Annotated in this window: 22 protein-coding genes; 7 read left to right on the top strand and 15 right to left on the bottom strand. The window is 65.9% G+C overall.

The genetic code is table 11. The features are described from left to right. Positions 1-75 precede the first annotated feature (75 nt). From PS060_RS01790 to bchF, 7 genes are read right to left on the bottom strand one after another with little or no spacing between them, the layout of a single operon-like run. Positions 76-1,521: an MFS transporter gene (locus PS060_RS01790; RefSeq protein WP_273985042.1), complete on the bottom strand. Its 1,446-nt coding sequence runs from the start codon at positions 1,519-1,521 to the stop codon at positions 76-78. After that, complete coding sequence (bchM, locus tag PS060_RS01785; protein WP_273985041.1) at positions 1,518-2,222, bottom strand: magnesium protoporphyrin IX methyltransferase; 705 nt, start codon at positions 2,220-2,222, stop codon at positions 1,518-1,520. The genes PS060_RS01790 and bchM overlap by 4 nt, the downstream gene beginning before the upstream one ends. Beyond that, positions 2,222-3,118, bottom strand: a complete 897-nt coding sequence (gene bchL / locus PS060_RS01780) for a ferredoxin:protochlorophyllide reductase (ATP-dependent) iron-sulfur ATP-binding protein (RefSeq protein ID WP_273985040.1) — start codon at positions 3,116-3,118, stop codon at positions 2,222-2,224. Before bchL ends, bchM begins: the two co-directional genes overlap by 1 nt. A 17-nt stretch (positions 3,119-3,135) precedes the next feature. Then, a complete protein-coding gene (locus PS060_RS01775) occupies positions 3,136-6,777 on the bottom strand; it encodes a magnesium chelatase subunit H (RefSeq protein ID WP_273985039.1) in 3,642 nt (1,213 codons plus the stop codon). Next, entirely contained in the window at positions 6,767-8,347 is a 1,581-nt protein-coding gene (gene bchB / locus PS060_RS01770; protein ID WP_273985038.1) for a ferredoxin:protochlorophyllide reductase (ATP-dependent) subunit B, read from the bottom strand. Before bchB ends, PS060_RS01775 begins: the two co-directional genes overlap by 11 nt. A 4-nt stretch (positions 8,348-8,351) precedes the next feature. Beyond that, positions 8,352-9,656, bottom strand: a complete 1,305-nt coding sequence (locus tag PS060_RS01765; RefSeq protein ID WP_273985037.1) for a ferredoxin:protochlorophyllide reductase (ATP-dependent) subunit N — start codon at positions 9,654-9,656, stop codon at positions 8,352-8,354. After that, positions 9,653-10,201, bottom strand: coding sequence for a 2-vinyl bacteriochlorophyllide hydratase (gene bchF, locus PS060_RS01760; protein WP_273985036.1), 549 nt, complete (start codon positions 10,199-10,201; stop codon positions 9,653-9,655). The genes PS060_RS01765 and bchF overlap by 4 nt, the downstream gene beginning before the upstream one ends. A gap of 364 nt (positions 10,202-10,565) precedes the next feature. On the opposite strand from bchF, the gene PS060_RS01755 reads away from it, so the two are divergent. The 7 genes from PS060_RS01755 to PS060_RS01725 all read left to right on the top strand — a co-directional run bounded on the left by PS060_RS01755 (position 10,566) and on the right by PS060_RS01725 (position 17,416). Further along, positions 10,566-11,336, top strand: a complete 771-nt coding sequence (locus PS060_RS01755) for a cobalamin B12-binding domain-containing protein (protein ID WP_273985035.1) — start codon at positions 10,566-10,568, stop codon at positions 11,334-11,336. Positions 11,337-11,348: 12 nt separating this feature from the next. Beyond that, entirely contained in the window at positions 11,349-12,770 is a 1,422-nt protein-coding gene (gene ppsR, locus PS060_RS01750) for a transcriptional regulator PpsR (protein ID WP_273985034.1), read from the top strand. 287 nt (positions 12,771-13,057) lie between these two features. Then, the gene (gene chlG, locus PS060_RS01745; RefSeq protein ID WP_273985033.1) at positions 13,058-13,984 is read left to right on the top strand and encodes a chlorophyll synthase ChlG; all 927 of its coding nucleotides are present in this window, start codon (positions 13,058-13,060) and stop codon (positions 13,982-13,984) included. After that, positions 13,984-15,342, top strand: a complete 1,359-nt coding sequence (locus PS060_RS01740) for a BCD family MFS transporter (RefSeq protein WP_273985032.1) — start codon at positions 13,984-13,986, stop codon at positions 15,340-15,342. Before chlG ends, PS060_RS01740 begins: the two co-directional genes overlap by 1 nt. After that, positions 15,339-16,532, top strand: a complete 1,194-nt coding sequence (locus tag PS060_RS01735) for a geranylgeranyl diphosphate reductase (protein WP_273985031.1) — start codon at positions 15,339-15,341, stop codon at positions 16,530-16,532. The genes PS060_RS01740 and PS060_RS01735 overlap by 4 nt, the downstream gene beginning before the upstream one ends. A 68-nt stretch (positions 16,533-16,600) precedes the next feature. Continuing rightward, positions 16,601-17,083, top strand: a complete 483-nt coding sequence (locus PS060_RS01730) for a TspO/MBR family protein (RefSeq protein WP_273985030.1) — start codon at positions 16,601-16,603, stop codon at positions 17,081-17,083. A 42-nt stretch (positions 17,084-17,125) separates the two neighbouring features. Next, positions 17,126-17,416: a hypothetical protein gene (locus PS060_RS01725; RefSeq protein ID WP_273985028.1), complete on the top strand. Its 291-nt coding sequence runs from the start codon at positions 17,126-17,128 to the stop codon at positions 17,414-17,416. 129 nt (positions 17,417-17,545) lie between these two features. Here PS060_RS01725 and pufM read toward each other — a convergent pair whose 3' ends face one another. The 8 genes from pufM to bchC all read right to left on the bottom strand — a co-directional run bounded on the left by pufM (position 17,546) and on the right by bchC (position 24,971). Then, positions 17,546-18,523, bottom strand: coding sequence for a photosynthetic reaction center subunit M (gene pufM / locus PS060_RS01720; RefSeq protein ID WP_273985027.1), 978 nt, complete (start codon positions 18,521-18,523; stop codon positions 17,546-17,548). Between the two features lie 14 nt (positions 18,524-18,537). Further along, positions 18,538-19,362, bottom strand: coding sequence for a photosynthetic reaction center subunit L (gene pufL / locus PS060_RS01715; protein WP_273985026.1), 825 nt, complete (start codon positions 19,360-19,362; stop codon positions 18,538-18,540). 99 nt (positions 19,363-19,461) lie between these two features. After that, positions 19,462-19,647, bottom strand: coding sequence for a light-harvesting antenna LH1, alpha subunit (pufA, locus tag PS060_RS01710; protein WP_086608772.1), 186 nt, complete (start codon positions 19,645-19,647; stop codon positions 19,462-19,464). Between the two features lie 95 nt (positions 19,648-19,742). Continuing rightward, positions 19,743-19,889: a light-harvesting antenna LH1, beta subunit gene (pufB, locus tag PS060_RS01705; protein ID WP_273985025.1), complete on the bottom strand. Its 147-nt coding sequence runs from the start codon at positions 19,887-19,889 to the stop codon at positions 19,743-19,745. A 177-nt stretch (positions 19,890-20,066) separates the two neighbouring features. Further along, positions 20,067-21,512 (bottom strand): chlorophyllide a reductase subunit Z, encoded by a 1,446-nt coding sequence (gene bchZ, locus PS060_RS01700; protein WP_273985024.1) that lies wholly within the window; start codon positions 21,510-21,512, stop codon positions 20,067-20,069. Then, the gene (bchY, locus tag PS060_RS01695; RefSeq protein ID WP_273985023.1) at positions 21,509-23,038 is read right to left on the bottom strand and encodes a chlorophyllide a reductase subunit Y; all 1,530 of its coding nucleotides are present in this window, start codon (positions 23,036-23,038) and stop codon (positions 21,509-21,511) included. Before bchY ends, bchZ begins: the two co-directional genes overlap by 4 nt. Continuing rightward, positions 23,035-24,030 carry a chlorophyllide a reductase iron protein subunit X gene (locus tag PS060_RS01690; RefSeq protein WP_443112398.1) on the bottom strand — a complete coding sequence of 332 codons (996 nt, stop codon included), beginning with the start codon at positions 24,028-24,030 and terminating at the stop codon, positions 23,035-23,037. The genes bchY and PS060_RS01690 overlap by 4 nt, the downstream gene beginning before the upstream one ends. After that, positions 24,024-24,971, bottom strand: coding sequence for a chlorophyll synthesis pathway protein BchC (bchC, locus tag PS060_RS01685; RefSeq protein WP_273985019.1), 948 nt, complete (start codon positions 24,969-24,971; stop codon positions 24,024-24,026). The genes PS060_RS01690 and bchC overlap by 7 nt, the downstream gene beginning before the upstream one ends. Positions 24,972-25,060 lie beyond the last annotated feature (89 nt).

Raw genomic sequence — 25,060 nt, 5'->3', positions numbered from 1 at the left:
TATTCCTCTCATGGAACGGCCCGGCTGAGGCGAAGCCGGGGCAATGGGACGGGATGGTCAGGCGGGCACGGGTAATCATGTCGGAAACTCCGCAAGTCCGAACGGCCGCGCGAGGGGATCCCCTTCCCCCGAGGCAGGATGGCGCTGGTAGCCCACGAGAGGCCCGATGGCGGCGAGGCCGGCCAGAAGCAGCGCGATTTCGAGAACATAGACCGAGGCATAGCCGGTGGCGCGCATCGCCATGCTGGCAGCCGGCGCGTCGCTCTGGATCAGCGCCGCGACCCCGTCGCGCAGCAGGCCGCCGACCGCGATGCCGAGGCCTGCGCAGCTCGCCTGCACCGCGCCCCAGGCGCCCAGCGCCAGGCCCGTGGCCTCGCCATCGGCAAGGTTCATCGCCTCCATCAGCGTGCCGACCGAGAACAGCCCGAGCCCGAGCCCGATCCCCAGTGCCCCGGCATAGAGCATCAGCGCGGCCGAAAAGGGGCCGGCGAACAGCACCAGCAGGAAGGCGTTGATGCCAATTACCATGCCCGTACCGGCGAGCCGCAGCGGATCCCAGCCGCGCCCGAGCATCGCGCCGGACACGGTGAAGCCGATCAGCGAACCCAGCGCCCACGCCCCGGTCAATCCGGTGGTCGCCCCGACCGAGAGCTGCAGGATTTCCCCGCCATAGGGTTCGAGCAGCGCGTCCTGCATGGCAAAGCCCGCCGCGCCGATCCCGATCGCGGTGAGCAGGCGCGCGTTGCGGCCGCTCCTCACGAAATCGCGCCACAGCTGCGAGAAGGTCGGCGCGCCCGGCTCCACGCCCTTGGTGATCGCCGGGTTGCGGGCTTCCTGCTTCCAGATCGCGGCGGTGTTGAGCACCACGGTCAGCACCGCGCAGCCCTGGATCACCTGCACCAGCTTGGTCGAGGAGAAATCTGCCAGCACTCCGCCGATGACGAAGGCGGCGAACATCATGCCGATCAGCAGCGTAACGTAATGCAGCGCCACCGCGCGCGGGCGCTTGTCCTTGGGGGCAAGGTCGGTGACCAGCGCGAGGCCCGCAGTCTGGGTCATGTGGAAGCCCACGCCAGTCAGCAGGAAGGCTGCCGCCGCCGCCGCCAGCCCGAGCGTGAAGCGCCCCTCGACGTCGAGCAGCAGTAGCGCGAAGGGCATGATCGCGAGGCCGCCGAACTGCATCATCGAGCCAAACCAGATGTAGGGCACCCGCCGCCAGCCGAGCACCGAGCGGTGGGTGTCGGACTTGTAGCCCATCAGCGCGCGGAAGGGCGCAGCCAGCAGCGGCACCGCGATCAGCAGCGCTACCAGCCAGGTGGGCGTGCCCAGCTCGACCACCATCACCCGGTTCAAGGTGCCATTGAGCAGCACCGTCGCCATCCCGACGCTGACCTGAAACAGCGACAGCCGCAGCAGGCGCGGCAGGGGCAGATCATCGCTCGCCGCGTCCGCGAAGGGCAGCAGCCGGAACACCATCTCGGCAAAGCTCTTTGGAGCAGGGGGGCGAGCGGGGCGGTTCATCCGTGTCTCACCAGCTCCAGCGCCTGTGAGGTGTAGAACCCGCTCGAAATGCGCTGCGTGCGTCCGATGCTCCAGCCGCCCAAGCGGGCGAGGCGTTCGCGCAGATCGTCTTCGGCGGTCGGCACGATCGCCGGGCTGCGGTCCGATTTGGGGAAGAACTTGCCCACTTCATGCATCGCGCTCAGCAACCGCGTGCGCGGCGCGAAGGTGAACAGGATCGATCCGGTGGTGCGGCTGGCGAGCTGGGTCAGCGCATCGACGAGGTCTTCGGGCTGATAGTGGATCAGCGAATCCATCGCCACCACATGGGCAAAGGTGCCCAGCTCCGGATCGAGCATATCGCCCGAGCGCCAGTGGATCCGGCCATGACCGATGAACGACGGCGTGCGCTGGCGCGCGACCTCGACGAGGCCCGCCGCGACATCGATCCCCGTCACTTCCGCGCCCCGGCAGGCCGCCGCCACCGCCAGCGATCCGGTGCCGCAGCCGGCATCGAGGATCTTGGTGCGCCTGAGGTCGTTCGGCAGCCAGCCCAAAAGCGTTTCCCGCATCGCATCGCGACCGGCGCGCACCGTGGCGCGGATGCCGGAGACCTTGGTGTCCGAGGTGAGATCGATCCACGCCTGACGGGCGGTGCTGTCGAAATAAGTCGCCAGCGCCTCGCGGCGGGTGTCGTAATCGGATGAAGCCTGGCTCGCCATCACTCGAACCCCAGGAAGTCGAAAATGTCGCGGTCCTTCATCGGCTGGGCCACCGAAGGCTCGACACCGGCCCACAGCATGGCCGCAAGCCGCAGATATTCGTTCTGCGCGGCGATCACCTCGGGATCATCGCCCATCTCGAACAAGGTGCACTTCTTGAGGCGCGAGCGACGGATCGCGTCGACATCCTTGAAGTGGGCGAGGCGCTGCATCCCGATCTTGTCGCAGAAGCGGTCGATCTCGTCGGTCTCGCGGCTGCGATTGGCGACCACGCCGGCAAGGCGCACGTCATAATTCTTGGACTTCGCCCCGATGGCCGCGACGATGCGGTTCATGGCGAAGATGGAGTCGAAATCATTCGCCGCTACCACGATCGCGCGTTCGGCGTGCTGGAGGGGCGCTGCAAACCCGCCGCACACCACATCGCCCAGCACGTCGAAGATCACCACGTCGGTCTCTTCGAGAAGATGGTGCTGTTTCAGCAGCTTGACCGTCTGCCCCACGACATAGCCACCGCAGCCCGTACCTGCCGGCGGCCCGCCCGCCTCGACGCACATCACGCCGTTATAGCCTTCGAACATATAGTCCTCAGGCCGCAGTTCCTCGGAATGGAACTCGACCGTCTCGAGCACGTCGATCACCGTCGGCATCAGCTTCTTGGTGAGCGTGAAGGTGCTGTCATGCTTGGGATCGCAGCCGATCTGGAGCACGCGGTGGCCAAGCTTGGAAAAGGCGGCCGAAAGGTTCGACGAGGTGGTCGACTTCCCGATTCCGCCCTTGCCGTAGACGGCGAAAACCTTGGCGCCCTTGATCTTGTCGGCCGGGTCGAGCGCGACCTGCACCGATCCCTCGCCATCGGGCGGCGTGAAGCTGGAGCGGGGGTTGTGCAGGTTCATGTTGGTTTATCCCTTGGTCATTCTGCCGGGAACACGCCTTCGAGGCGGTCCTCCAGCTCGTCATTGGCTTCGCGCAGGGCGGCGAGCGTCGCTTCGTCGGGTGCCCAGAGGTTGCGGTCGCAGGCTTCGAGCAGCCGTCCTGCCACGCGGCCTGCGCTCTTGGGATTGAGCTCGGACAAACGTCGGCGCATTTCGGCATCGAGCACGAAGGTCTCGGAAATCTTCTGATAGACCCAGGGTGCGACCTGACCGGTGGTGGCCGACCAGCCGAGCGTGCTGGTGACATGGCCCTCGATCTGGCGCACGCCTTCATAGCCGTGCTGAAGCAGGCCTTCGAACCACTTGGGATTGAGGGTGCGGGTGCGCGCCTCAAGATCGATCTGTTCGGCGAGGGTGCGCACCTTGGTCGAGCCGCGGGTCGCATCGAGGATATAGACCGGGGTCTCCGCGCCCTTGGCCCGCGCGACCGAACGGGTCACGCCGCCCAGACCATCGACATATTGGTCGACGTCGTTGATCCCGAGTTCGATGCTTTCGAGGTTCTGGTAAGTGAAATCGACCGTGCCCAAAGCGCTTTGCAGCAATTCGCGCTGCTGCACGGGCTTGCCGCCGACGCCATAGGCAAAGCCCTTGTTGCTCTCGAAGGCGTTGGCGAGTTCATCGGGATCGGCCCAGACGCCGCCCTCGATCATCTGGTTGACGTTGGCGCCGTAAGCCCCTTCGGCATTGGAGAAGACCCGCAGGGCTGCGGTTTCGAGATCGCAGCCGTGCTTTTCCATCTGCGCCAACGTGTGCTTGCGCACGAAGTTCGCTTCCGGCGCTTCATCGGCAGCGCTGGCGAGCAGTGCGGCCTCGGCGAGCATCCGGGTCTGCATCGGCAAGAGGTCGCGGAAGATGCCCGAGAGGGTCATCACCACGTCGATGCGCGGGCGGCCCAATTGTTCGAGCGGGATCAGCTCCGCGCCCGCAAGCCGCCCATAGGTGTCGCGGCGCGGGCGCGCGCCCATCAGCGTCATCGCCTGTGCGATCTGAACACCTTCGGACTTCATGTTGTCGGTGCCCCACAGCACCATCGCGATGCTTTCGGGGAAGGGCTGACCGCTCTCGACATGGCGCGCGATCAGACGTTCGGCCTGTTCGCTGCCCATGCGGCAGGCGAAGGACGAGGGCAGCAGGAAGGGGTCGAAGCCATGGATGTTGCGCCCCGTGGGCAGCACATCGGGGTTCACCACCACATCGCCGCCCGGCGCAGGCGGGACGTAACCACCATCGAGCGCATGGATCAGCGCGGCCATTTCGTCCGAGGAATCGAGCAGCGCGGCGAGCCGTGCGCGGTCCGGCGTCGGGCCGTCATGGCTGCCCGCTTCCATCATCGCATCGAGCATATCCTCGCGCTCCGCACCTGCCGGATTGCGGCCAAAGACGTGGAGCCCGTGCGGGATCAGTGCCTGCTCCATCTCGTAGAGACGCGCGGGCAGTTCGCCGATGTCGGCATAGGTGATGTCGAGCGCCTCGCACTGATCGGCGATCAGCGCAGCCAGATCGGCGCGCTCGCCCGCATGGTCGGCATCGTCAATGGTTGCCCGCCAGCGCTCGACGCTCGCCTTCAGCTCGCTGAGGCCTTTGTACAAGCCCGCCTGCGCCAGCGGCGGGGTGAGGTAGCTGATCAGCGTTGCGCCCGAACGGCGCTTGGCCAGCATCCCTTCCGACGGGTTGTTGGCGGCGTAGAGGTAGAAATTCGGCGTGTCGCCGATCAGGCGGTCGGGCCAGCACTTGCCGCTCATGCCCGCCTGCTTGCCCGGCATGAATTCGAGCGCGCCGTGGGTGCCGAAATGGAGCACGGCGTGGGCGCCGAAATCCTCGCGGATATAGCGGTAGAAGGCGCTGAAGGCGTGGGTCGGGGCGAAAGTGCCCTCGAACAGCAGCCGCATCGGATCGCCTTCATAGCCGAAGCCGGGCTGGACGCCGACGAACACGTTCCCGAAGTGCGCGCCTTGCACGAGGATGTGCCCGCCGTCTGCCAGCTGCTTGCCGGGGGCAGAGCCCCAGGCGGCTTCGATTTCGGCGAGATGCCTCTCGCGCTGCACGTGTTCGTCGGCAGGGATGCGGTGGGCGACGTTGGCATCGGTGCCGAACCGTTCGCGGTTGCCTTCGAGCAAGGCCGCGCGCATCGCATCGAGGCTTTCGGGGACATCGACGCTGTAGCCCTCGGCGGCGAGGCGCTGGAGCGTGGCAAACAGCGATTCGTGCACAGCCATGAAGGCCGCAGTGCCGGTCGCGCCGGCGTTGGGCGGGAAGTTGAAGACGACAATCGCGAGCTTGCGCGATGCGCGTTCGGCGCGGCGCAGCTGAATGAGCTTGAGCGTCTTGGCGGCCAGCGCCTCGGCTCTTTCGGGGCAGGCCTGCATCGGGCGCGCCTTGTGCGAGGGTGCGCGCGCGCAGCGGCGATCACAGCCCGAGCAGCCTTCGCCCGAAGCACCTGCGCGCCCACCGAAGACGTGCGGAACGGTCGAACCGTCAAGCTCGGGCAGCGCGACCATCATCGTCGCTTCAAGCGGCAGCAATCCCTGCGGACGGTGCGCCCAATCTTCGATCGACTGGAATTCGATCGCGTGGGCGGCAAGATAGGGCAGATCAAGATCGCCCAGCACCTCGCGTGCGGCCTGCGCATCGCTATAGGCCGGGCCGCCGACCAGCGAAAAACCGGTGAGATTGACGATCGCGTCGACCGTCGGCTTGCCATCGGGGCCGATGAAGAATTGCTCGATCGCGGGCCGCGCGTCGAGCCCGCTGGCGAACACCGGCACGACCTTGAGGCCGACCGCCTCGAAGGCGGCAATCGCGCCGTCGTAATGCGCGCAGTCGCGGCCGAGAAGGTAGGAGCGCAGCAGGATCAGCCCGACCGTGCCCTCGCGCCCCTTGCCTGCCGGAAGCAGACGCAGGCTTGCCGAGATGCGCTGCTGGGTGGCGGGGTGATAAACCCCCGTTTCGGGATATTCGAGCGGGGCATCCGCCTTGGTAATGCCGCGGCGATAGAGCCTTTCGCCGGCCGCGTAACGATCGATCAGCGCGCGCACCATCGCGATCACGTTCTCGTCCGAGCCTGCCAGCCAATATTGCAGCGTCAGGAAATAGGCGCGCACGTCCTGCGCGGTGCCGGGGATGAACTTGAGCAGCTTGGGCAGGCGGCGCAGCATCTTCATCTGCCCCGCGCCCGAATTGGGCTTGCCGTCCTTGCCCGAGCTTCCGCGCAGCTTCTTGAGCAGTGCAAGCGGGCCTTTCGCCGGGGCATCCATCCGGTAGCCGCCCATCTTGGTCAGCTTCACCACCTCGCCTGCGCTCATCAGGCACACCATCGCATCGCATTCCTCGCGCCGCGCTTCGAGTGCGGGCAGGATCATGCGGATGTGATCGTCGAGGAACAGCATCGTCGCGATGACGATGTCGGCCGAGGCGATGGCGGATTTGACCGCCTCGAGATCCTCGGCGTTGCTGCCCCACTCGCTCGCGGCATACAGGCTGAGGTCGATGCCCTCTTTCGCCAGCGCTTCCTCGGCCCGGCTAACCGCGCCCTTGAGGTGATTGTCGAGCGTGACGATCACCACCCGGACGGGCGCGCGCGGGTCCACCGAGGAGGCCGAGGCGACACTACCGTGCATAATGCGCCTTGGCGTCGTAGAGCGTTTCGAGGTCGATCTGGCGGCGCCCTTCGGCAGCCGCGAAATTCTCGGTGTTGCGGCGGGCCTTGCCGCGCACGAAGAAGGGGATCTTCTTGAGTTCCCGCTCGGCCTCGGCGGTCCACAGCGTGCCGCCTTCCTCCGCCATCGCAGGGGCCGGGATGTCCGCGACCGGCGCTTCCGAGACGGTGTCCGCAGGCGCAGCCGGAGCCTTGCGCGGCGAGTGCGCCGCGTGGTGCGATGCGCCTGCCTCGTCCGAGAACTCGAAATCCTCGCGGAACATGGTGAGGAGGTGCTCTTCAAGACCCATCACCAGCGGGTGAACCCAGGTGTCGAAGATCACGTTGGCGCCCTCGAACCCCATCTGCGGCGAGTGGCGGGCGGGGAAATCCTGCACGTGCACCGGCGCGGAAATCACCGCGCAGGGCAGGCCGAGGCGCTTGGCGATGTGCCGTTCCATTTGCGTACCGAGCACCAGTTCCGGGCAGGCCGCCGCAATCGCATCCTCGACCGCGAGGTGATCGTCGGTGATCAGCGGCTCGACCCCGCAGCGCGCGGCCTCGGCTCTGATTTCGCGGGCGAATTCGCGGTTGTAGCAGCCCAGACCGCAGACCTCGAAGCCCAGTTCCTCGCGCGCGATACGGGCGGCAGCGACAGCATGGGTCGCATCGCCGAAGATGAAGACGCGCTTGGAGGTGAGGTAGGTCGAATCGACCGACCGCGACCACCACGGCATCCGGGAAGAGGTGTCGCCGAGGGCAGGCGTGGGATCTGCACCTGCCAGCTCGGCGACGTCGGCAATGAAAGAGCGAGTGGCTCCCACGCCGATAGGGATGGTCCGGACCGCGGGTTGCGCGAAAGTGCGCTCAAGCCAGCGGGCGGCCTCATCTGCGATTTCAGGGTAGAGGACGATGTTGAAGTCGGCATGGCCGATCGTCTTGATGTCCTCAGGGGTGGCACCCAGCGGGGCGACGAGGTTGACCTCGACATCCAGTGCGCTGAGAATCTTCTTGATCTCGACCAGATCATCGCGGTGGCGGAAGCCAAGCGCGGTGGGGCCGAGGATGTTGACGCGCGCCTTGCGGCCTTCACGCGGCGCGCGGGTCACCGAGGTGTCAGCGAGGTGGCGCACGATCTGATAGAAGGTTTCGGCCGCGCCCCAGTTTTCCTTGCGCTGGTAGCTGGGCAGTTCGAGCGGGATCGCCGGGATCGGCAGGCCCATCGCTTCGGCAAGCCCGGCCGGGTCGTCCTGGATCAGCTCTGCCGTGCAGGATGCGCCGACGATGATCGCCTGCGGATTGAACCGCGCCACCGCCTCGCGCGCCGCGTCCTGGAAGATCTGCGCGGTATCCTTGCCAAGGTCACGCGCCTCGAAGGTGGTGTAGGTCACCGGCGGACGCTTGGCGCGCCGCTCGATCATCGTGAACAGCAGGTCGGCATAGGTATCGCCCTGCGGCGCATGGAGCACGTAGTGGAGCTTCTCCATCGCGGTCGCCACGCGCATCGCGCCGACGTGGGGCGGGCCTTCATATGTCCAGACGGCGAGCTGCATGGCGCTATACCTCCAAAAGGTCGCGCCGCCGCAGCGGACGGGCAAAGAGTTCAGCGAGATCGGCGGCCTGATCGAAGCCGTGGATCGGCGAGAAGACGAGTTCGATCGCCCATTTGGTGGTGAGCCCCTCGCCTTCGAGCGGGTTGGCAAGGCCGAGGCCGCAGACAGTGATGTCGGGCCGGTCGGCGCGGACGCGGTCAAGCTGGCGCTCGACGTGCTGGCCTTCGGAAAGGCGCACGTTCGGGCCGAAGCTCTCCAGTTCACGGGAGAGGTGCGCGCGGTGGAGATAGGGCGTGCCGACCTCAACCAGCTCCATGCCCAATTCGTCCTGAAGGTAGCGGGCGAGCGGCACTTCGAGCTGCGAATCCGGCAGGAAGCTGATGCGCTTGCCTTCGAGCTGCGGGCGCAGCTTCGATAGCGCGATCCGCGCGCGCTCACGACCGGGCGCGAGCACTTGTTCGGTCAGGGCGGGATCGACGCCGAAGGTGCGCGCGGCGGCACGCAGCCAGTCCGAGGTGCCCTCGACACCGAAGGGGAACAGTGCCTCGATCCGCTTCGCGCCGCGGCCTTCCAGCGCCATCGCGGTCTCGCCGAGGAAGGGCTGGGCCAGCAGGTAGCGGGTGTTCGGGCCGACGCTCGGCAGGTCGCGGGCGTTCCTCGCGGGCAGGCAGCCCACCTTGCTGATGCCGAGATCGGCGAAAAGGCGCAGGAACTGGTCTTCGACGATGTCGGGCAAGCTGCCGACGATCAGCAGCTCGGCCGGGGCATCGGCGGGGAGGGCCGGCATCACCGGCACCAGTGCGGCAAGGCAGGCGTCCTCGCCCTGCGTGAAGGTCGTCTCGATCCCGCTGCCCGAATAGTTGAGAATACGGACGCGCGGCATGTGCACTGCGCCCAGACGCTGGGCGGCCTTGGCGAGATCAAGCTTGATCACTTCCGACGGGCACGAGCCGACGAGGAACAGCGTCTTGATGTCGGGGCGGCGTTCCAGCAGGCGGTTCACCACCCGGTCAAGCTCGTCCTGCGCATCGACCATGCCGGCGAGGTCACGCTCTTCCATGATCGCGGTGGCAAAGCGCGGCTCGGCGAAGATCATCACGCCCGCGGCCGATTGCAGCAGGTGCGCGCAGGTGCGCGAGCCGACCACGAGGAAGAAGGCGTCCTGCATCTTGCGGTGCAGCCAGATGATGCCGGTGAGCCCGCAGAACACCTCGCGCTGGCCGCGTTCGCGCAGCACCGGGCGCTGGGCTTCGGCCGCGGGGCGGGCGAGCTCGGCGGCGCAGCCATCGAGGAGGGTGGCCGCGCTCATGCCGTCACCGCCTGCGGGGTCTGCGCGCCTTCAAGCCGCGCCATCCGCAGCTTCCACAGGAACTGGCCTGCATTGATCACGTAAGCCGCGTAACCCGCCAGCGCGACCAGCAGGCGTTGCTCGGTCGACCCGATCCCGGCGAACAGCATGACGAGGTAGAGGCTGTGCAGCGCCAGCACCAGCATCGAGAACACGTCTTCCCAGAAGAAGGCAGGGGCGAACAGCCATTTGCCGAACACCACCTTCTCCCAGATCGAGCCGGTGATCATGATGGTATAGAGCACAAGCGTCTTGACCACGATCGACACGTCGGCGGCGAAAGCGCCTTCGCCGGTCGCAAGCGCGCGGATCACCAGGCCGAGGCTGACGAGAAAGACAAGGAACTGCACCGGGGCGAGCACGCCCTGAACGAGCGTCCATACGGATTCGTCGCGCCGCTGGCGTTCCTGCGCGGTGTAGAGCGCGCGGGCGCTGGTTCTCTCGTGGCCCGCCCCTTTCACCGTGGTTCCAGGTTCGACCGGGGATGCGTGATCCGTCCGTGTCATATGTTGGGTTAGCCTTTTCTCTCAGACTCGGAGATTACGCCCGTTCCAACATAGGTGTCAACTTAATTGGACGTTTAGTTTTGTTGACGTTTAGGCGCTGAGCGATATCGTCGTTTGCGCCCGCTCCGAAAAGAGCGTAGATAGGATTCTCTGGCTTCTTGGGATCGGGGTCGGAGCTGTCTTGTCGGGGCAGAGACTACCTCCTGCGGAAGGTTCGTCCGCACGACCTGGGAGGGTTTGACGAATGGCAGATTCCAAGGCTTCAGGGATGTTTGGCTCGGGTTCTGCCCGGTTGCGCGAAGTTATGTCCGCACCGCTTGAGGCCGTCCGCCGACGAACCGCAGGCGCTGATCAGCACGATTCGGTGAACAGCGTCATCGAGAACGAGATTATCCCCCGTCTGCTGATGGCCCATGTGAGCGTCGAGCAGCGTGCCAAGACACGCCTGTTCCGCACGATTTCGTCCGAAGAGGTCTCCCGCTTTGCCCTGCTGCCCTTGCAGCTCGAAGCCGCCAATCTGCTGCAAGAGGTCGAGGGTTTCATCGCCAAAGGGGCCACGGTCGAGACGATCTGTCTCGATCTGCTTGCGCCTGCTGCCCGCAAGCTGGGCGAAATGTGGGAAAGCGACGAGTGCGATTTCCTCGATGTTACAATGGGCTTGTGGCGCCTGCAGGAAGTGATGCGCGAGGTGGCGGCGCGATCGCCTGCCGATTTTGGCGGGCTTGCGACGCCGAACAGCGCGCTGTTCTCCCCGATGCCGGGCGATCATCACAATTTCGGCACGCTGATGATCGAGGAAGTCTTCGCCCGCAACGGCTGGCGCAGCGAGGCGCTGGTGAAGCCGGAGCGGCGCGAATTGCTCGACCGATTGGCCCGCCAGCCCTTCGACCTGCTAGGATTGACGCTCGCCCGTGATTGTCCTAGCTCCGCCTTGGCTAATCTCATCAAGGCTGTGCGAAACGTATCGGCCAATCCCCACATCATCGTGCTGGTCGGCGGACGAATGCTCAACGAAAACCCGGGAATTGCGGTCGAAGTCGGAGCAGATGGCACGGGAGCAGATGCGCTGGCCGCGCTTGATCTTGCCAATTCGCTGGTGAAAGCCGCCTCTGCCCGCAGCCTTAACCTCGGGTAGGTTCAGGCGCAGATGCTCACCCGCAAACACAGCATCGAAGGCAAGCACCCGTTCGGGCGCGCAGCCGAGCTGTTCGACACGCTTGATGCTGATGCGGCGATGAAGCTGGCGATGGTCGCAGGCGACATCACGCTGGTGCTCGACGATACCGGCACGATCCTTGATGCCGCCTTCGATCCGCGCGATTTTCCAAGCTTTACCAATTTCGTAGGCACCAATTGGATCGAGACGGTCACTGACGATTCCCGCCCCAAGGTGATGGAAATGCTGGCCGCTGCCCGGCGCGGTGAGGTGCAGCACTGGCGTCAGGTCAACCACCCTTCGCATGATGGCGATGTGCCGGTGCGTTACGCCGTGCTGACCGTCAATGGCGGAGAGCACCGCATCGCCTTTGGCCGCGATCTGCGCGAAGCGGGCCGACTCCAGCAGCGACTTTTGCAAGTGCAACAATCGCTTGAGCGCGATTACCTGAGGATGCGCCAGCTCGAAGCGCGCTACCGGATGCTGTTCGAACGGTCGACCGAGCCGGTGATGATCGTCGAAGCCGGTACGCTCAGGATTCGTGAGGCGAACCCGGCGGCGCATGGGCTGATGGGCGCGCGCATCGGCGGATTGCCGGGCAAGAAGCTGCTGACGTTCATCGACAAGAACTCGCATGACGCGGTGCAAGCGCTGGTCGGTGCCGCCCTGGTTTCGGACACGGTCAGTCCAGGCCGCATCCGCATCGCTCGCGGTGCGCGCGAAGTGATGGCGTCGGTCAGCGGGTTCACGCAGGATCGCGGCCAGTTCCTGCTGGTGCGCCTTGTGCCCGCCAGTGACCGTCCGGTGTCCGATTTCTCCCCCGTGCTGACACTGGTTGACCAGATGCCGGACGCCTTCGTGGTGGCGGACAGCAACCTTGAAATCGTCACCGCCAATGCGGCCTTTGTCGAGATGCTGCAGGCCGCCAGCGTCGACCAGCTGCGCGGCCGGCACCTGTCGGAATCGATCGGCCGTCCGGGGATCGACCTTGATCTGATCGAGGGCCAGATCGACCAGCACGGTTCGGCGCGCAATGTCGCGACGGTGCTGCGGGTGGGCCATGATATTGAGGGTGAACCGGTTGAATTGTCAGCCGTTCGCACCTCGGGCGAGAATGGCTATTACGCCTTCGTGATCCGCCCGATCGGCCGCCGTCTGCGGGATTTGCCGCCCGGATCGCAGGACTTGCCGCGCTCGGTCGAACAGCTGACCGACCTTGTCGGCCGCATGAGCCTCAAGGACATCGTGCGCGAAAGCACCGACCTGATCGAGCGGCTCTGCATCGAAGCGGCCCTGAGCTACACCTCGGACAACCGCGCTTCGGCGGCCGAGATCCTCGGCCTGTCGCGCCAGAGCCTTTATTCCAAGCTCCACCGTTACGGGCTCGGCAACCTGACAGGCGACGGCGAGTAGGCCATTTCGGGCCACGGCCTGGTGCCGGGCAGCGCTGCCTAAATCTTCGCACGCCCCGACAAAACCCCGTTACGACGCGCCAACGCGCGGTAACGGCTGCATTGCAGGCGGGTGCCGACGATGACCTGCCACCCCGTCACCATTGCCAACTGTCAACATCGCGATTTCGACCGCTTTTGACACAATCCTGTCGTGCGCGACAAATCTGAACAGCGAATTCGGATATCCCCAGAATTAAAGTGTCAAAACAATTTGACGCTATGACCTGTCAGGCATAGCCTCAATTCATGGAGCACTCGGTTTCTTCGACTCGCGCCGTGCCCACTCCGGCACCCCGCCCGGCAGGCACGCCGGGGCCGCGCGATGTGCTCGAACTGCTGAAGCCGATCACCTGGTTCCCGCCGATGTGGGCCTTCATGTGCGGGGCGGTCTCGTCCGGTGCCGGGCTTGAGGGGCGCTGGTGGTTCGTCGCGGGCGGCGTGATGCTGGCAGGGCCGCTGGTGTGCGGCACCTCACAGGCCGTGAATGACTGGTTCGACCGCCATGTCGACGCCATCAACGAACCCCACCGCCCGATCCCGTCAGGCCGCATCCCGGGCCGCTGGGGGCTTTATATTGCCATTATCGCCAGCCTGATTTCGGCGGGCGTCGCGTGGCTGCTCGGCCCGGTCGTGTTTGTTGCAGGACTGGTCGGCCTTGCCTTTGCCTGGGCCTATTCCGCCCCGCCGCTGCGCTTCAAGGCGAATGGCTGGCTGGGGCCGCTGGTATGCGGGCTGACCTATGAGGGGCTGAGCTGGTTCACCGGCGCTGCGGTGATGCTGGGCGCGATGCCCTCGGCCGAGGTGATTGCGGTGCTGGTGCTCTATTCGCTCGGCGCGCACGGGATCATGGTGCTCAATGACTTCAAGGCGGTCGAAGGCGACCGCCAGACCGGGCTGACCTCGCTGCCGGTGGTGCTGGGCGTGGGCGCTGCGGCGCGGCTGGCCTGTGTGACCATGGCGGCGGCGCAGGTGGTGGTGATCGCCTTGCTCGCCATCTGGGGCTTTGCGCTCTCGGCGTTGATCGTCGCCGGTGTGCTTGCCGCGCAGATTGCCGCGATGCCGCGCCTGATCCGCAATCCGGCCAAGCAGGCGCCGTGGTACAATGGTGTCGGCGTGACGCTCTATGTGCTCGGGATGCTGGCGGCCGCGCTGGGCCTAGGGGGATATATCTGATGCACGCCCCGCTTGCCTCGCCCGCGGTTCAGACCAAGGGCTTCGGCTGGCTGGCGATCGTGCGGATCGGGCTGGTGCAGGCGGCGATCGGCGCGCTGGTGATGCTGACCACGGCGGTGCTCAACCGCCTGATGGTGGTCGAGTTCGAGCTTGCCGCGACCATCCCTGCCGGGCTCGTCGCGTGGCATTACGGGGTGCAGCTGGCCCGCCCCTTGTGGGGCCATGGTTCCGACAAGGGGGCCAAGCGCGTGCCGTGGATCATCGGCGGCATTGCGGTGCTGGCCACCGGCGCGCTGCTGGCAACGCAGGCCACGCTGATGATGGACAGCGCCTTTCCCGCCGCCCTTGCGCTCGCCATTTTCGCCTATGCGCTGGTCGGCGTGGGGGTGGGCGCAGGCGGCACCTCGGCGCTCGCCCTGCTTGCCAGCGGGGTCGCGCCCGAGCGGCGCGCGCCCGCTGCGGCGGTCACATGGATCATGATGGTCGGCGGCATCGTCGCCTCGGCGATCACGGTCGGCACGCTGCTCAAACCCTATTCGCCCGAGCGCCTGATCGAGGTCGCTGCCGGGCTGGCGGCGATCATGCTGGCGCTGACCGTGGCGGCGACATGGCGGCTGGAGCGGCAGGCCGGGCAGTTTCGCGAAGATGCGGCCGACGCGCCGCCGCCCGATTTCCGCGCCGCGCTGGCCGAAATCTGGCGCGAGCCGGCGGCGCGGCGCTTCACCGTGTTCATCTTCGTCTCGATGATCGCCTTCTCGATGCAGGACTTGATCCTTGAACCCTTTGCCGGGCTGATCTTTCACCTCTCGCCGGGGGATTCGACCAAGACGGTCGGCCAGTTCCACCAGGGCGGCATCCTGATCGGCATGATTGTCGCCGGGATCGGCGGGAGCGCCTTTTCAGCAAAGTCCGCAGGCGGCCTCAGGCCGTGGGTGGTGGGTGGTTGCCTTGCCTCGGGTGCGGCGCTGGGCGCGCTCGGGCTGGCGGCGATCAATGGCCCGCCATGGCCGCTGGGGATCAACCTGTTTGTGTTGGGCTTCGGCAACGGCGTGTTTGCGGTCGCTGCAATCGGATCGATGATGGGCCTCGCCGGCGCGGGCGAGCGGACGCGGGAGGGCGTGCGCATGGGCGTCTGGGGGGCGGCGCAGGCGATTGCCTTCGGACTGGGCGGCTTGCTCGGCGCGGTCGGGCTCGATCTGGCGCGGGGGCTGGTGCGCGGCGACGGCGCGGCCTTCCAGCTGGTGTTCGCGGTCGAGGCCGCAGCTTTCGTGCTTGCGGCGCTGCTGGCGGTCAAGGCGACCGGCGCAGCGGCGATCCGGACAAGTGCGGGGCAGGGAAAGAGGGAGCAGTTCGCATGAACCAGACAATCTATGATGCGGTGGTGATCGGCGGCGGCCCTTCGGGGGCGACGGCCGCGACAGACCTTGCGCTTGCCGGTCATTCGGTGCTGCTGATCGAGCGCGGGGGGCGGATCAAGCCCTGTGGCGGGGCGGTGCCGCCGCGCCTGCTCGCCGATTTCGACATTCCGCAATCGCTGCTGGTGGCCAAGGCGCGCTCGGCCCGGATGATCGCGCCTTCAGGCCGCGCGGTCGATATGCCGGTGGGCGAGATCGGCTATGTCGGCATGGTCGACCGCGAGGAATTCGATGAATGGCTGCGGGAACGTGCGCGCCATTCCGGAGCGGAGCGCCTCACCGCGACCTTCGAGAAGATTGAGCGTGACGACCAGCGCCACCCGCTCGTCACCTTCCGGCGCACGCGCGGCGGGCCGATCGAAAGCGTGCGCGCCCGTGTGGTGATCGGCGCGGATGGCGCGCGCTCGGCGGTGGCCAAGCAATGCCTGCCGGGCGCGGAGCGCATCCCTTGCGTCTTCGCCTATCACGAGATCATCAAGTCGCCGCCGAAGAACACCGACCAGTTCGATGCCTCGCGCTGCGATGTCTATTACCAGGGCCGCCTCTCGCCCGATTTCTACGCTTGGGTCTTCCCCCACGGGGACGTCGCGAGCATCGGGGTAGGCAGCGCCAACAAGGGCTTCTCGCTGAGGGGCGCGATTGCCACGATGCGCGACGATCTCGGGCTCGACCGCTGCGAGACCGTGCGCCGCGAAGGTGCGCCGATCCCGCTGAAACCCCTGAAGCGCTGGGACAATGGCGCGGATGTGATCGTTGCGGGCGATGCCGCAGGGATTGTGGCGCCTGCCTCGGGCGAGGGGATCTATTACGCGATGGTCGGCGGGCGGATGGTGGGCGAGGCGGCTGCCGCCTTCCTCAAGACCGGTGAGGCCAAGCAGCTCCGGCTTGCCCGCAAGCGCTTCATGAAGGAGCACGGGCGGGTGTTCTGGGTGCTGGGGGTGATGCAGTACTTCTGGTATTCCTCCGACAAGCGCCGCGAGCGCTTCGTCACCATGTGCGACGACAAGGATGTGCAGGAGCTGACCTGGCAGGCCTATATGCACAAGAAGCTGGTGCGCGCCAAACCGATGGCGCACGTCAAGATCTTCCTCAAGGACACCGCGCACCTGCTCGGCCTGCGCCCAGCGCACTAGGTTTGCGGCAGGGGTCAGCGGACGCGAGGCCATTGCAGGCGGACGCCATGAACACTAGGCTCGCGTTCATGAAGCCGACCATCATCATTCCGGTCGTCGTCGCGACCATTGCCGCGCTGTGCGTGGCGGCGCTGGGGGCGACGGTGACCGACCTCGGCCCGTGGTATCAAGGGCTGGCCAAGCCCGGCTGGAACCCGCCCGATGTGGTCTTCCCGATGGGCTGGACGCTGATCTATGCGCTGATCACGGTCGCGGGCATCACCGCCTGGCGCGCCGCGCGCACCGCGGCGGAGGCGGAATGGGTGATCGGGCTGTTTGCGCTCAACGGCTTTCTCAACATCAGCTGGTCGATCCTGTTCTTCCGCCTGCAGCGCCCGGACTGGGCGTTTTTCGAGGTGATCGTGCTGTGGCTCTCGATCCTCGCGATGATCCTCTATTGCGGGCGCTTCTCGAAGAAGGCTGCGCTGCTGCTGGTGCCCTATCTGGTCTGGGTGGGATTTGCCGGTGCGCTGAACTGGGCGGTGGTCGAGCTCAACGCGCCCTTCGGCTGAGGCCGGAGAGGCGAGGGCGGGGCGGTAGAGGAGGGCGCACACATGGCCGGTCAAGGCCTTGCCGAAATGCTGTTCGAATATGGCTATGCCGCCGACGTCATGCTGGGCGTGCTGGCGATCGAGGGCGCTTGGCTGGTTCTCGCGAGGCGCTGGAGCCTGCTGGCGGTGCTCGGCCTGCTCGGGCCTGCCGCGCTGATCGTGCTCGGGCTGCGCGCGGCGATGACGGGGGCGGACTGGTGGTGGATCGCGCTGCCGCTCGCCCTGTCCTTCCCGCTGCATCTGATGGACTTGCGCAGCCGCTTGGCAGCCGCCCCGGCGGACACTTCCGGCTGATCGGACCGCGCCGCGACAAAGGGATCTCGGAAAAGCAAAACCCGGCCGGACCACTGAGGGTTCGGCCGGGTTTTGCTCTGTACCCTTGGGTGGAAGGTGCCGGGCCGCAGCCCGGCAGCCTCGCCCGATTTACTGGCCCGAAGCCGCGCCGATCGCGCCGCTCGGATCGTAGTTCTCGGTCGTCGGAGCGTAGTGATGCTCCTGCGCCCACAGGTACCAGTTGTCGACCACGGTGCCGGTCAGCAGGATGCCGATGCCGCCCGTGAGGGTGGTCAGCACCGCAAACCACCAGGCCCAGCGGTGGATCGATTCGAAGGTGGCATTGAAGCCCATCACCCAGCGCCAGAAGATCGCGCCGCGTTCTGCCGCCGTGCCGCGGTCGGTGATCTGTTCGATCTCGCGCTCGCCGCCGTAACGGCCGAGTGCCAGGATCGTCGCCCCGTGCATCGCGAACAGCACCGCCGACCCGTAAAGGAAGACGATCGAGAGCGCATGGAACGGATTGTAGAACAGGTTCCCGTAGACCAGCGAGAAGTTGTTGGTCCAGTTGAGGTGCTCGAAGATGCCGTAAGGCACCGCCTGCGACCAGTCGCCCAGCAGCATCGGGCGAATGAAGCCCAGCACCAGGAACAGCCAGATGGCAGAAGCAAAGGCCCAGGGAATGTGCATCCCCATGCCCAGCGCCTTGGCCCGCATATAGGTGCGCACCCACCAGCACAGCACCGAGATGGTCAGGAACGCGCCGGTCATGATGAACCAGCCGCCCTCGGCCAGCGGAACGAACGGGCTGAACCCGTATTCCGGCCCCGGAGGCTTCAGCGAGAGCCAGAAGAACTCGCGCATGAAGGCAATCGGGCTCCAGTTGACGCTCGGATCAGCGGCCATGTTGAGGCCGATGATGACGATCGCTGCCCCGCCGAAAGCCAGGCTGATGAGCCCCAGCAGGCCAAGATAGACCGGCCCGATCTGGGCCTGCCCAAGCTTGCCCATCCAGTAGGAGTGGGACGTGAACGGCAGGCGGTCTTCGCTGCCGTCGAGGTGCGGGACGCCCATTTCGGGCGGCCCTTGCACTTGCACCTGTGTGAAGATGTTCTGATATGTCGCCATGGTTCAGGTGCTCCTTACGACCAGATCGGGATCTTCTTCCAGAAATCCCAGAATTCGATCCAGCTGCCGACATACAGAGTGCCGGAGATGACGATGCAGATGGCGCTCCAGAACGCTGCATTGAGCGCCAGGAACAGACCCACCCGGTGAATGCCGAGCGTGCCGACCGAATAGCCGATGAAGTCACGGAAATAGGTGTCTTCGTATTCGGGCGATTTGACGTCGGTGCCCCCCGTGGTGTTCACCGCCGACAGCACTAGACCGCCATGCAGCGCGAGCGCGAGACAGTTCGTAAAGAAGAACGTGATCGCGAGCATGTGCACGGGGTTGTAGTGGAAGTTGCCGAAGGCGTAGCCCACGCCCGAAACCCACTCGAGGTGAGTCCAGATGCCATAGGGGAAGCCATTGCCCCACGCGCCCATCCACAAGGGACGGATCACATTGAGGGTCACATAGGCAAAAACCGCCACGCTGAAGGCGATCGGCACGTGGTAGGACATGCCGAGCTTGCGGGAGATTTCCGCCTGCCGCATCACCCACGAAACGAAGGCGATGACAGCGCAGCCGGTGATGATCTGCCAGTAACCGCCCTTGGCAAGGGGGGCGAGCGACAGGCCATATTCGACCGGCGGTGGGTTGATCGAGATCAGCCACGGGTTGAGGGTCGGACCCTGGGTTGCGGCGGCGAAGATCAGCATGGTGCCCAGAAGGGCGCTGATTGCCGTCGTTACTCCAAAGAATCCGACATAAAACGGCCCGACCCAGAAGTCGAAAAGGTCGCCGCCGATCAATGTGCCACCGCGGACGCGGTATTTCCGCTCGAAACTAAGGAGCGCCATAGGTCCATCCTCCCCGCCACTGGGGCGGGTGCTATAGGTTGCTTTCCGAGTGTTAGGAGGCAGGCAGGCGAACCTGCCCCCTCACATTTTCGAGCAGGTCTATCCCTGCGCCGGGGCTTCCGGCGAAGTGACAGCAGCCGCAGCCGGCGCAGCGCCATCTTCCAACCAGTTATAGTTGGTGGTGCTGAGCAGGATGAAGTGGATGGTGAACGCCAGAACGGCGAGACCAACGTGCAGCGCCACGAGGGTGCGGCGGATATCAAAGTAGAACCAAAGTCTCCACATGGTGAATTCCTTCGAATGTTTCGCGTAAAAGGCAGAGGTGTCAGCCGAAGCCTGCGGGGATTACCCGTGGCGCTCGCCTGAAATCCGGCCTTCGATCAGAGCGGCAGCCAGGGCTTGTTGGCCCAGACCAGCGCATGGGCGACGAGCGCGATCACCACATAGATGGTGAAGGTGCCCATGAAGCCCTTGTGGATTTCCTGAGCCTCTTCAGGGGTCAGGTGAGTCCCGATGCGTTCATTCATTGGGTTGTCTCCGTTCAGTTGGGTGAGATTGGAAGCCCGAAGGCCTCCGTCGGCATCCCCGCGTGATCCCCCACGTGGATTGGAGAGCCCCCTGTGGAAGGGGGGCATGGGCTTGTGCCGATGCGGAAGGCTTCCGCAGCAGCGACAAACGGGTGTGAAGGGCAGGGCGCATCGTCATCATGCTCCCGTTCCTTCGAGCAGAGCTTCCGCAAGGCAGTCTGCTGTAACTGTGGTCTCGCCGCGCTGGCGCGCGGTCCGCTCGGCCGCGTCGCGCAGACGCTTGGCGGCGGAAATGCGGATCAGCACCGGCTGGGCTTCGACAAGCTGGTCGAGCCTGGTCTTGGCGTCATTGTCCCAGGTCAACTGGGCCTCGCTGCGCACCGGGGTCGCATCGACCTTGTCCATTTCGGTGCCCAGAGGGAGGATGTGGAACAGCGCATCGAACAGCGCATTGCACACTTCCTGCACCAGATAGGTCGCGCCCGAATAGCCCATGAAGGGCGTGCCGGTGTGGCGGCGGATCGCCGCGCCGGGGAAGCTTGCCGGGATATACATCCCCCGCGCGCCGCACTCGGCCATGTACATCCGCTCATTATAGCTGCCGAACACCACCAGCGGCGGATTGGCGCGGATCGCGGCGCGAACCTCGTCGTTTTTCGGCTTCACCCCCGCACAGCGCGAGAAGGCAAAGGCGCAGGGCAGGCCCATGTCGTCTTCGAGGAAGTGGCGGATGCCGCGCGCATAGGTTTCGTTGGCGACGATGCCGAAGCTCGCGGTGCCGAAGAAATCCTGCGTGACCGAGCGCCACAGATCCCACAGCGGCTTGATGGTTGTGTGCTTCTCGCGCTCGATGAAGGGCTCGGGGTCGAGCCCGAGCTCGGCGGCGAGTGCGCGCAGGAACTTGGTGGTCTGGCTGAGGCCGATGGGAGCCTGGAAATAGGGTCGCTCGAGCGTCTCGCACAGGTTGCGGCCGAACTCGCGGTAGAGGCAGACATTGGCATCCGCGTTCGCCAGCTTGGCGATGTCGGCCAGGTGGGTGCCCAAGGGGAAGACCACGCCGACCTCGGCGCCGATGCCTTCGACCAGACGCCGGATCTCGGCCAGATCGCTGGGCATGTTGAACATGCCATAGGACGGGCCGATGATGTTGACGACCGGCTTCTCGCCCTCGCGCCGTTCGCGCTTGGCGGGCATCTTCTTGGGGCCGAATTCGGTCCACAGCCAGGTCAGCGCGCGGTCTGCCGACTGCCACTGGTCCTCGTCGATGGTGCGCGGCAGGAAGCGCTTGATGTTGGTGCCTTCGGGCGTGACGCCGCCGCCGATCATCTCGGCTATCGAGCCCGTCACCACCACGGCGGGCAGTTCGGGATCGAGCGTTTTCCAAGCGCGCTTCATCGCGCCTTCGGTGCCGGTCTTGCCCAGCTCTTCCTCGCCAAGGCCAGTGACGACGATGGGCAGTTCGTGCGGGGGCAGGGCGTCGGTGTAGTGGAGGACCGAGGTGACCGGCAGGTTCTCGCAGCCCACCGGGCCGTCGATGATCACCTGCAACCCCTTCACCGCGGTGAAGACGTAGGTGGCGCCCCAGTAGCCGCCGGCGCGGTCGTGATCGAGGACGAGCGTCATGTGCCGATCGCCTCCGATGCCTTGCGCGCGGCCTCGTTGAGGGCGGCGTATTTCTTGCGGAACTTGGGACGGTCGACGGGGAGGTCTTCCCACACGCCCGCGGCGTGTTCGGTGCCGACGCCTTCGAAGAAGTCGCGCATCGCATCGAAGCGCGCCTTGTTGCCCATCGCGGCGTTGATCACCGTGGCGAGGCTGCCTGCGCCCGCCGGGCCCATCAGCGGGCGGGCCGAGATGAGGTTGGTGAAGTAGAGCGCCGGGATCGCCTTTGCCTTGGCGTGCTGCACCACCGGCGTGGTGCCGATGGCGAGATCGGGGCGGTATTCCTCGATCGCGGCGATATCCTGTTCGAGGCTGGCGCGGAACTGCACCTGCACGCCGCGCGCTTCGAGCCATTCGCGGTCTGCATCCGACCACTTTGTGCGCGGGCAGGCGCTGCCGACATAGCGGACATCCGCGCCGCTTTCGACCAGCAGGCGGGCGACCAGAAGCTCGGAGCCTTCATAGCCCGACAGCGTGATCCGGCCCTTGATCGGCATATTGGCAAGCGCGCCCTTGCAGGCGGCGACCATCGCGTTCTTGACCCCGTCGACCTTGGCTTGGGGCAGGCCCATCACATCGCCGAGCGATTGGAGCCAGGCGGCGGTGCCATCAGCGCCCACCGGGGCCGAGCCGATCACCGGGCGGCCTGCGGCTTCGAATTCGCGGATCGAGGCGGTGTAAAAGGGGTGGATCGCGGCGACGACGGCGCAATCCAATGCGGCATAAAGCTCGCGCCATTCGCGGGTCGGGACCACGGGGCCGGCAGCAAGGCCGAGAGGTGCCAGCATCTGGCCGATCACCACCGGGTCGGCCGGGAACATCTCGCCCAGCAGGGCGACCGAAGGCAGGTCGGAGCGTTCGCGCGGGGCCGCAACCGGCCCGCTCATCACTTCCTCGCGGGCATATTGGAGCATTGCGCCCGCCAGCACGTCCTTGGCTTCGGCGTGGGTGGGGATGCCGAAGCCCGGCACATCGATGCCGATGATCCGCACGCCGTTGATCTGCTTGCCCAGGAGCCGCAGCGGCACGCCGCTCGCGGTGGGGACGCACAGGTTGGTGACCACGATCGCGTCGTAATTCTCGGGATCGGCGAGGCCTTCGACCGCTTCCTTGATGTCCTCGAACAGCTTGCCGGTGACCAGCGTTTCCGAGGAGAAGGGCACATAGCCCACCGTCCGCCGCGCGCCGTAGAAGTGCGAGGTGAAGGTCAGGCCATAGACGCAGCAGGCCGAGCCCGAGAGCACGGTCGCAGTGCGCCGCATTCTCAGGCCCACCCGGAGTGACCCAAACGCGGGGCACATGGACTGGGGTTGGTCATGCGGGCCGACGGGGTAGTCGGCCGCATATTGATCGAGGATCTCGCTCTTGCCGGCGGCGCGGGCGGCCTCGTTCATGGTGTCCTTGGACGCGCAGGCGCCCGCACCGGGATCGAGATCGATCCGGTCGGCGGAGCGCTGGGGCGCGTCAAAGGCGTTATGGTCGCTCATGCCTCGTCGTAGATCACTTCGAGGCTGGGGCGGGATTCGAACACGCCGCCGCGCATGTCGGCCTGCGTCGCGGGGACGAGCTCGACATTGCCGCCCACCACATCGGCGCTGAACAGGCCTAGCAGGCCGTCCTGATCGAGCGGATTGGGCCGCAGCGGCGGGGCGGTGGCGACATTCTCGGCCAGCGTTTCGAACAGGCTGCCCCATTCGCCGCCGGGGATGCCGATGATCTGATAGTTCGCGCTCTTGCGGCGGATGTCTTCATTGGCGGGGATCGCGGTCAGCACCGGAATGCCCACGGCCTTGGCAAAGGCATAGGCCTCGCCCGTGCCGTCGTCCTTGTTGACGATCATGCCCGCGACGCCGACGTTCCCGCCCATCTTGCGGAAATATTCGACCGCTTGGCAGACGTTGTTCGCCACATAGAGCGATTGCAGGTCGTTCGAGCCGACCACGATCACCTTTTGGCACATGTCCCGCGCGATCGGCAGGCCGAAGCCGCCGCACACCACGTCGCCGAGGAAATCGAGCAGGACGTAATCGAAGCCCCAATCGTGGAAGCCCAGTTTTTCGAGCGTTTCGAACCCGTGGATGATCCCGCGACCGCCGCAACCGCGGCCGACTTCGGGGCCGCCGAGCTCCATCGCGAAGACGCCGTCGCGCTGGAAGCACACATCCTCGATGCGCACTTCCTCGCCCGCCAATTTCTTGCGGCTCGAGGTTTCGATGATCGAAGGGGTCGCCTTGCCGCCGAACAGCAGGCTGGTGGTGTCAGACTTGGGATCGCAGCCGATCAGCAGCACGCGCTTGCCCTGCTGGGCCATCATGTAGCTGAGGTTGGCGAGGGCGAAGCTCTTGCCGCTGCCGCCCTTGCCGTAGATCGCGATGATCTGGGTTTCGGACTTGACCTCTCCGGTGTGGACCGGATCGGGCTCGTGACTTGCCTCGTCGCGAAGGTGGGCGGCCTGGGTATCAAGCACGGACATCAGCATTCGCTCCAATCGAGAACCATCTTCAGACAATCGGGATCGCTGAAGGCTTGGGGGTAGGCGTCGAGCGCCTCTCCGGCAGGGCGCCGGTTGGTGACCAGACCCTTGAGGTCGAGCCGCCCGCATTCGATCAGCGCCCGCGTTTCGGCGAGGTCGCCCGGCTGCCATTCGGCGGCGACGCGGAAGTGCGCCTCGCGCATGAAGGCGGCCGGAAAGGCGAAGCTGACACGTTCGGAATAGAAGCCCGCCAGAACGATCTCGCCGCCCTTGGAAAGGCGCATGATGAGATCGTCGATCAGGCCAGCATCGCCGCTGGCGTCATAGATCGCGTGGTAATCGCGGCGCTCGTCAGCAGCCGGGTCGATGACATTGTAGCCGACAGCGCCCGAACGGCGGGCGGGGTTTACTTCCCACACCGCGGGCGCCGTGCCGCCGAGCGCCAGTGTCAGGCGGGCGAGCAGGCGGCCCAGCACGCCGTGGCCGATGATGAGATCGGGCAGCGCCTCGCGCCGGGCAAAGCCACCCTTTATAGCGTGGAGTGCCGTCGCCGCGAGCGCGCAGAGCACCCCGGCTTCGCCCAGGTGTTCGGGGATCGGCAGCGCCCGCGCCGACGGAACGATGACCCGCTGGGCGGTGCCGCCAAACAGACCGCGTGCGTCGGTGTAGCAATTGGCACCGGGGACAAACACCCAGTCGCCGATCCGCGCCGCAGCATCCGGCCCGGCATCGATGATGCGACCGACCGATTCGTAACCGGGAACGAGCGGGTAGCCGAGGCCCGGGAAGGGCGGCATCCGGCCGGTGAACAGCAGCTTTTCGGTGCCGGTGCTGATCCCGCTGTAGGCGATTTCGACGACAACGTCCGAGGCCTCCACCGGCTTCATCTCAAGCGCCCGGAGAGCGATGCGCTCCGGTGCTTCGAGTATGACGGCCAGCGTATTCATTTCCTCGGTCTCCCCTGAGGTGGAATTCGAGGCGCGAACGCCGAGTCGAATGCCCCGCAGCTACGTTCTCCCAACTGTGTGCTACGCCT

It is taken from the genome of Erythrobacter sp. BLCC-B19 (assembly GCF_028621955.1).
Taxonomy (GTDB): Bacteria; Pseudomonadota; Alphaproteobacteria; order Sphingomonadales; family Sphingomonadaceae; genus Erythrobacter.
Note: the sequence above shows the minus strand (reverse complement) of the source record. Positions and strands in the feature narration are given on the sequence as shown.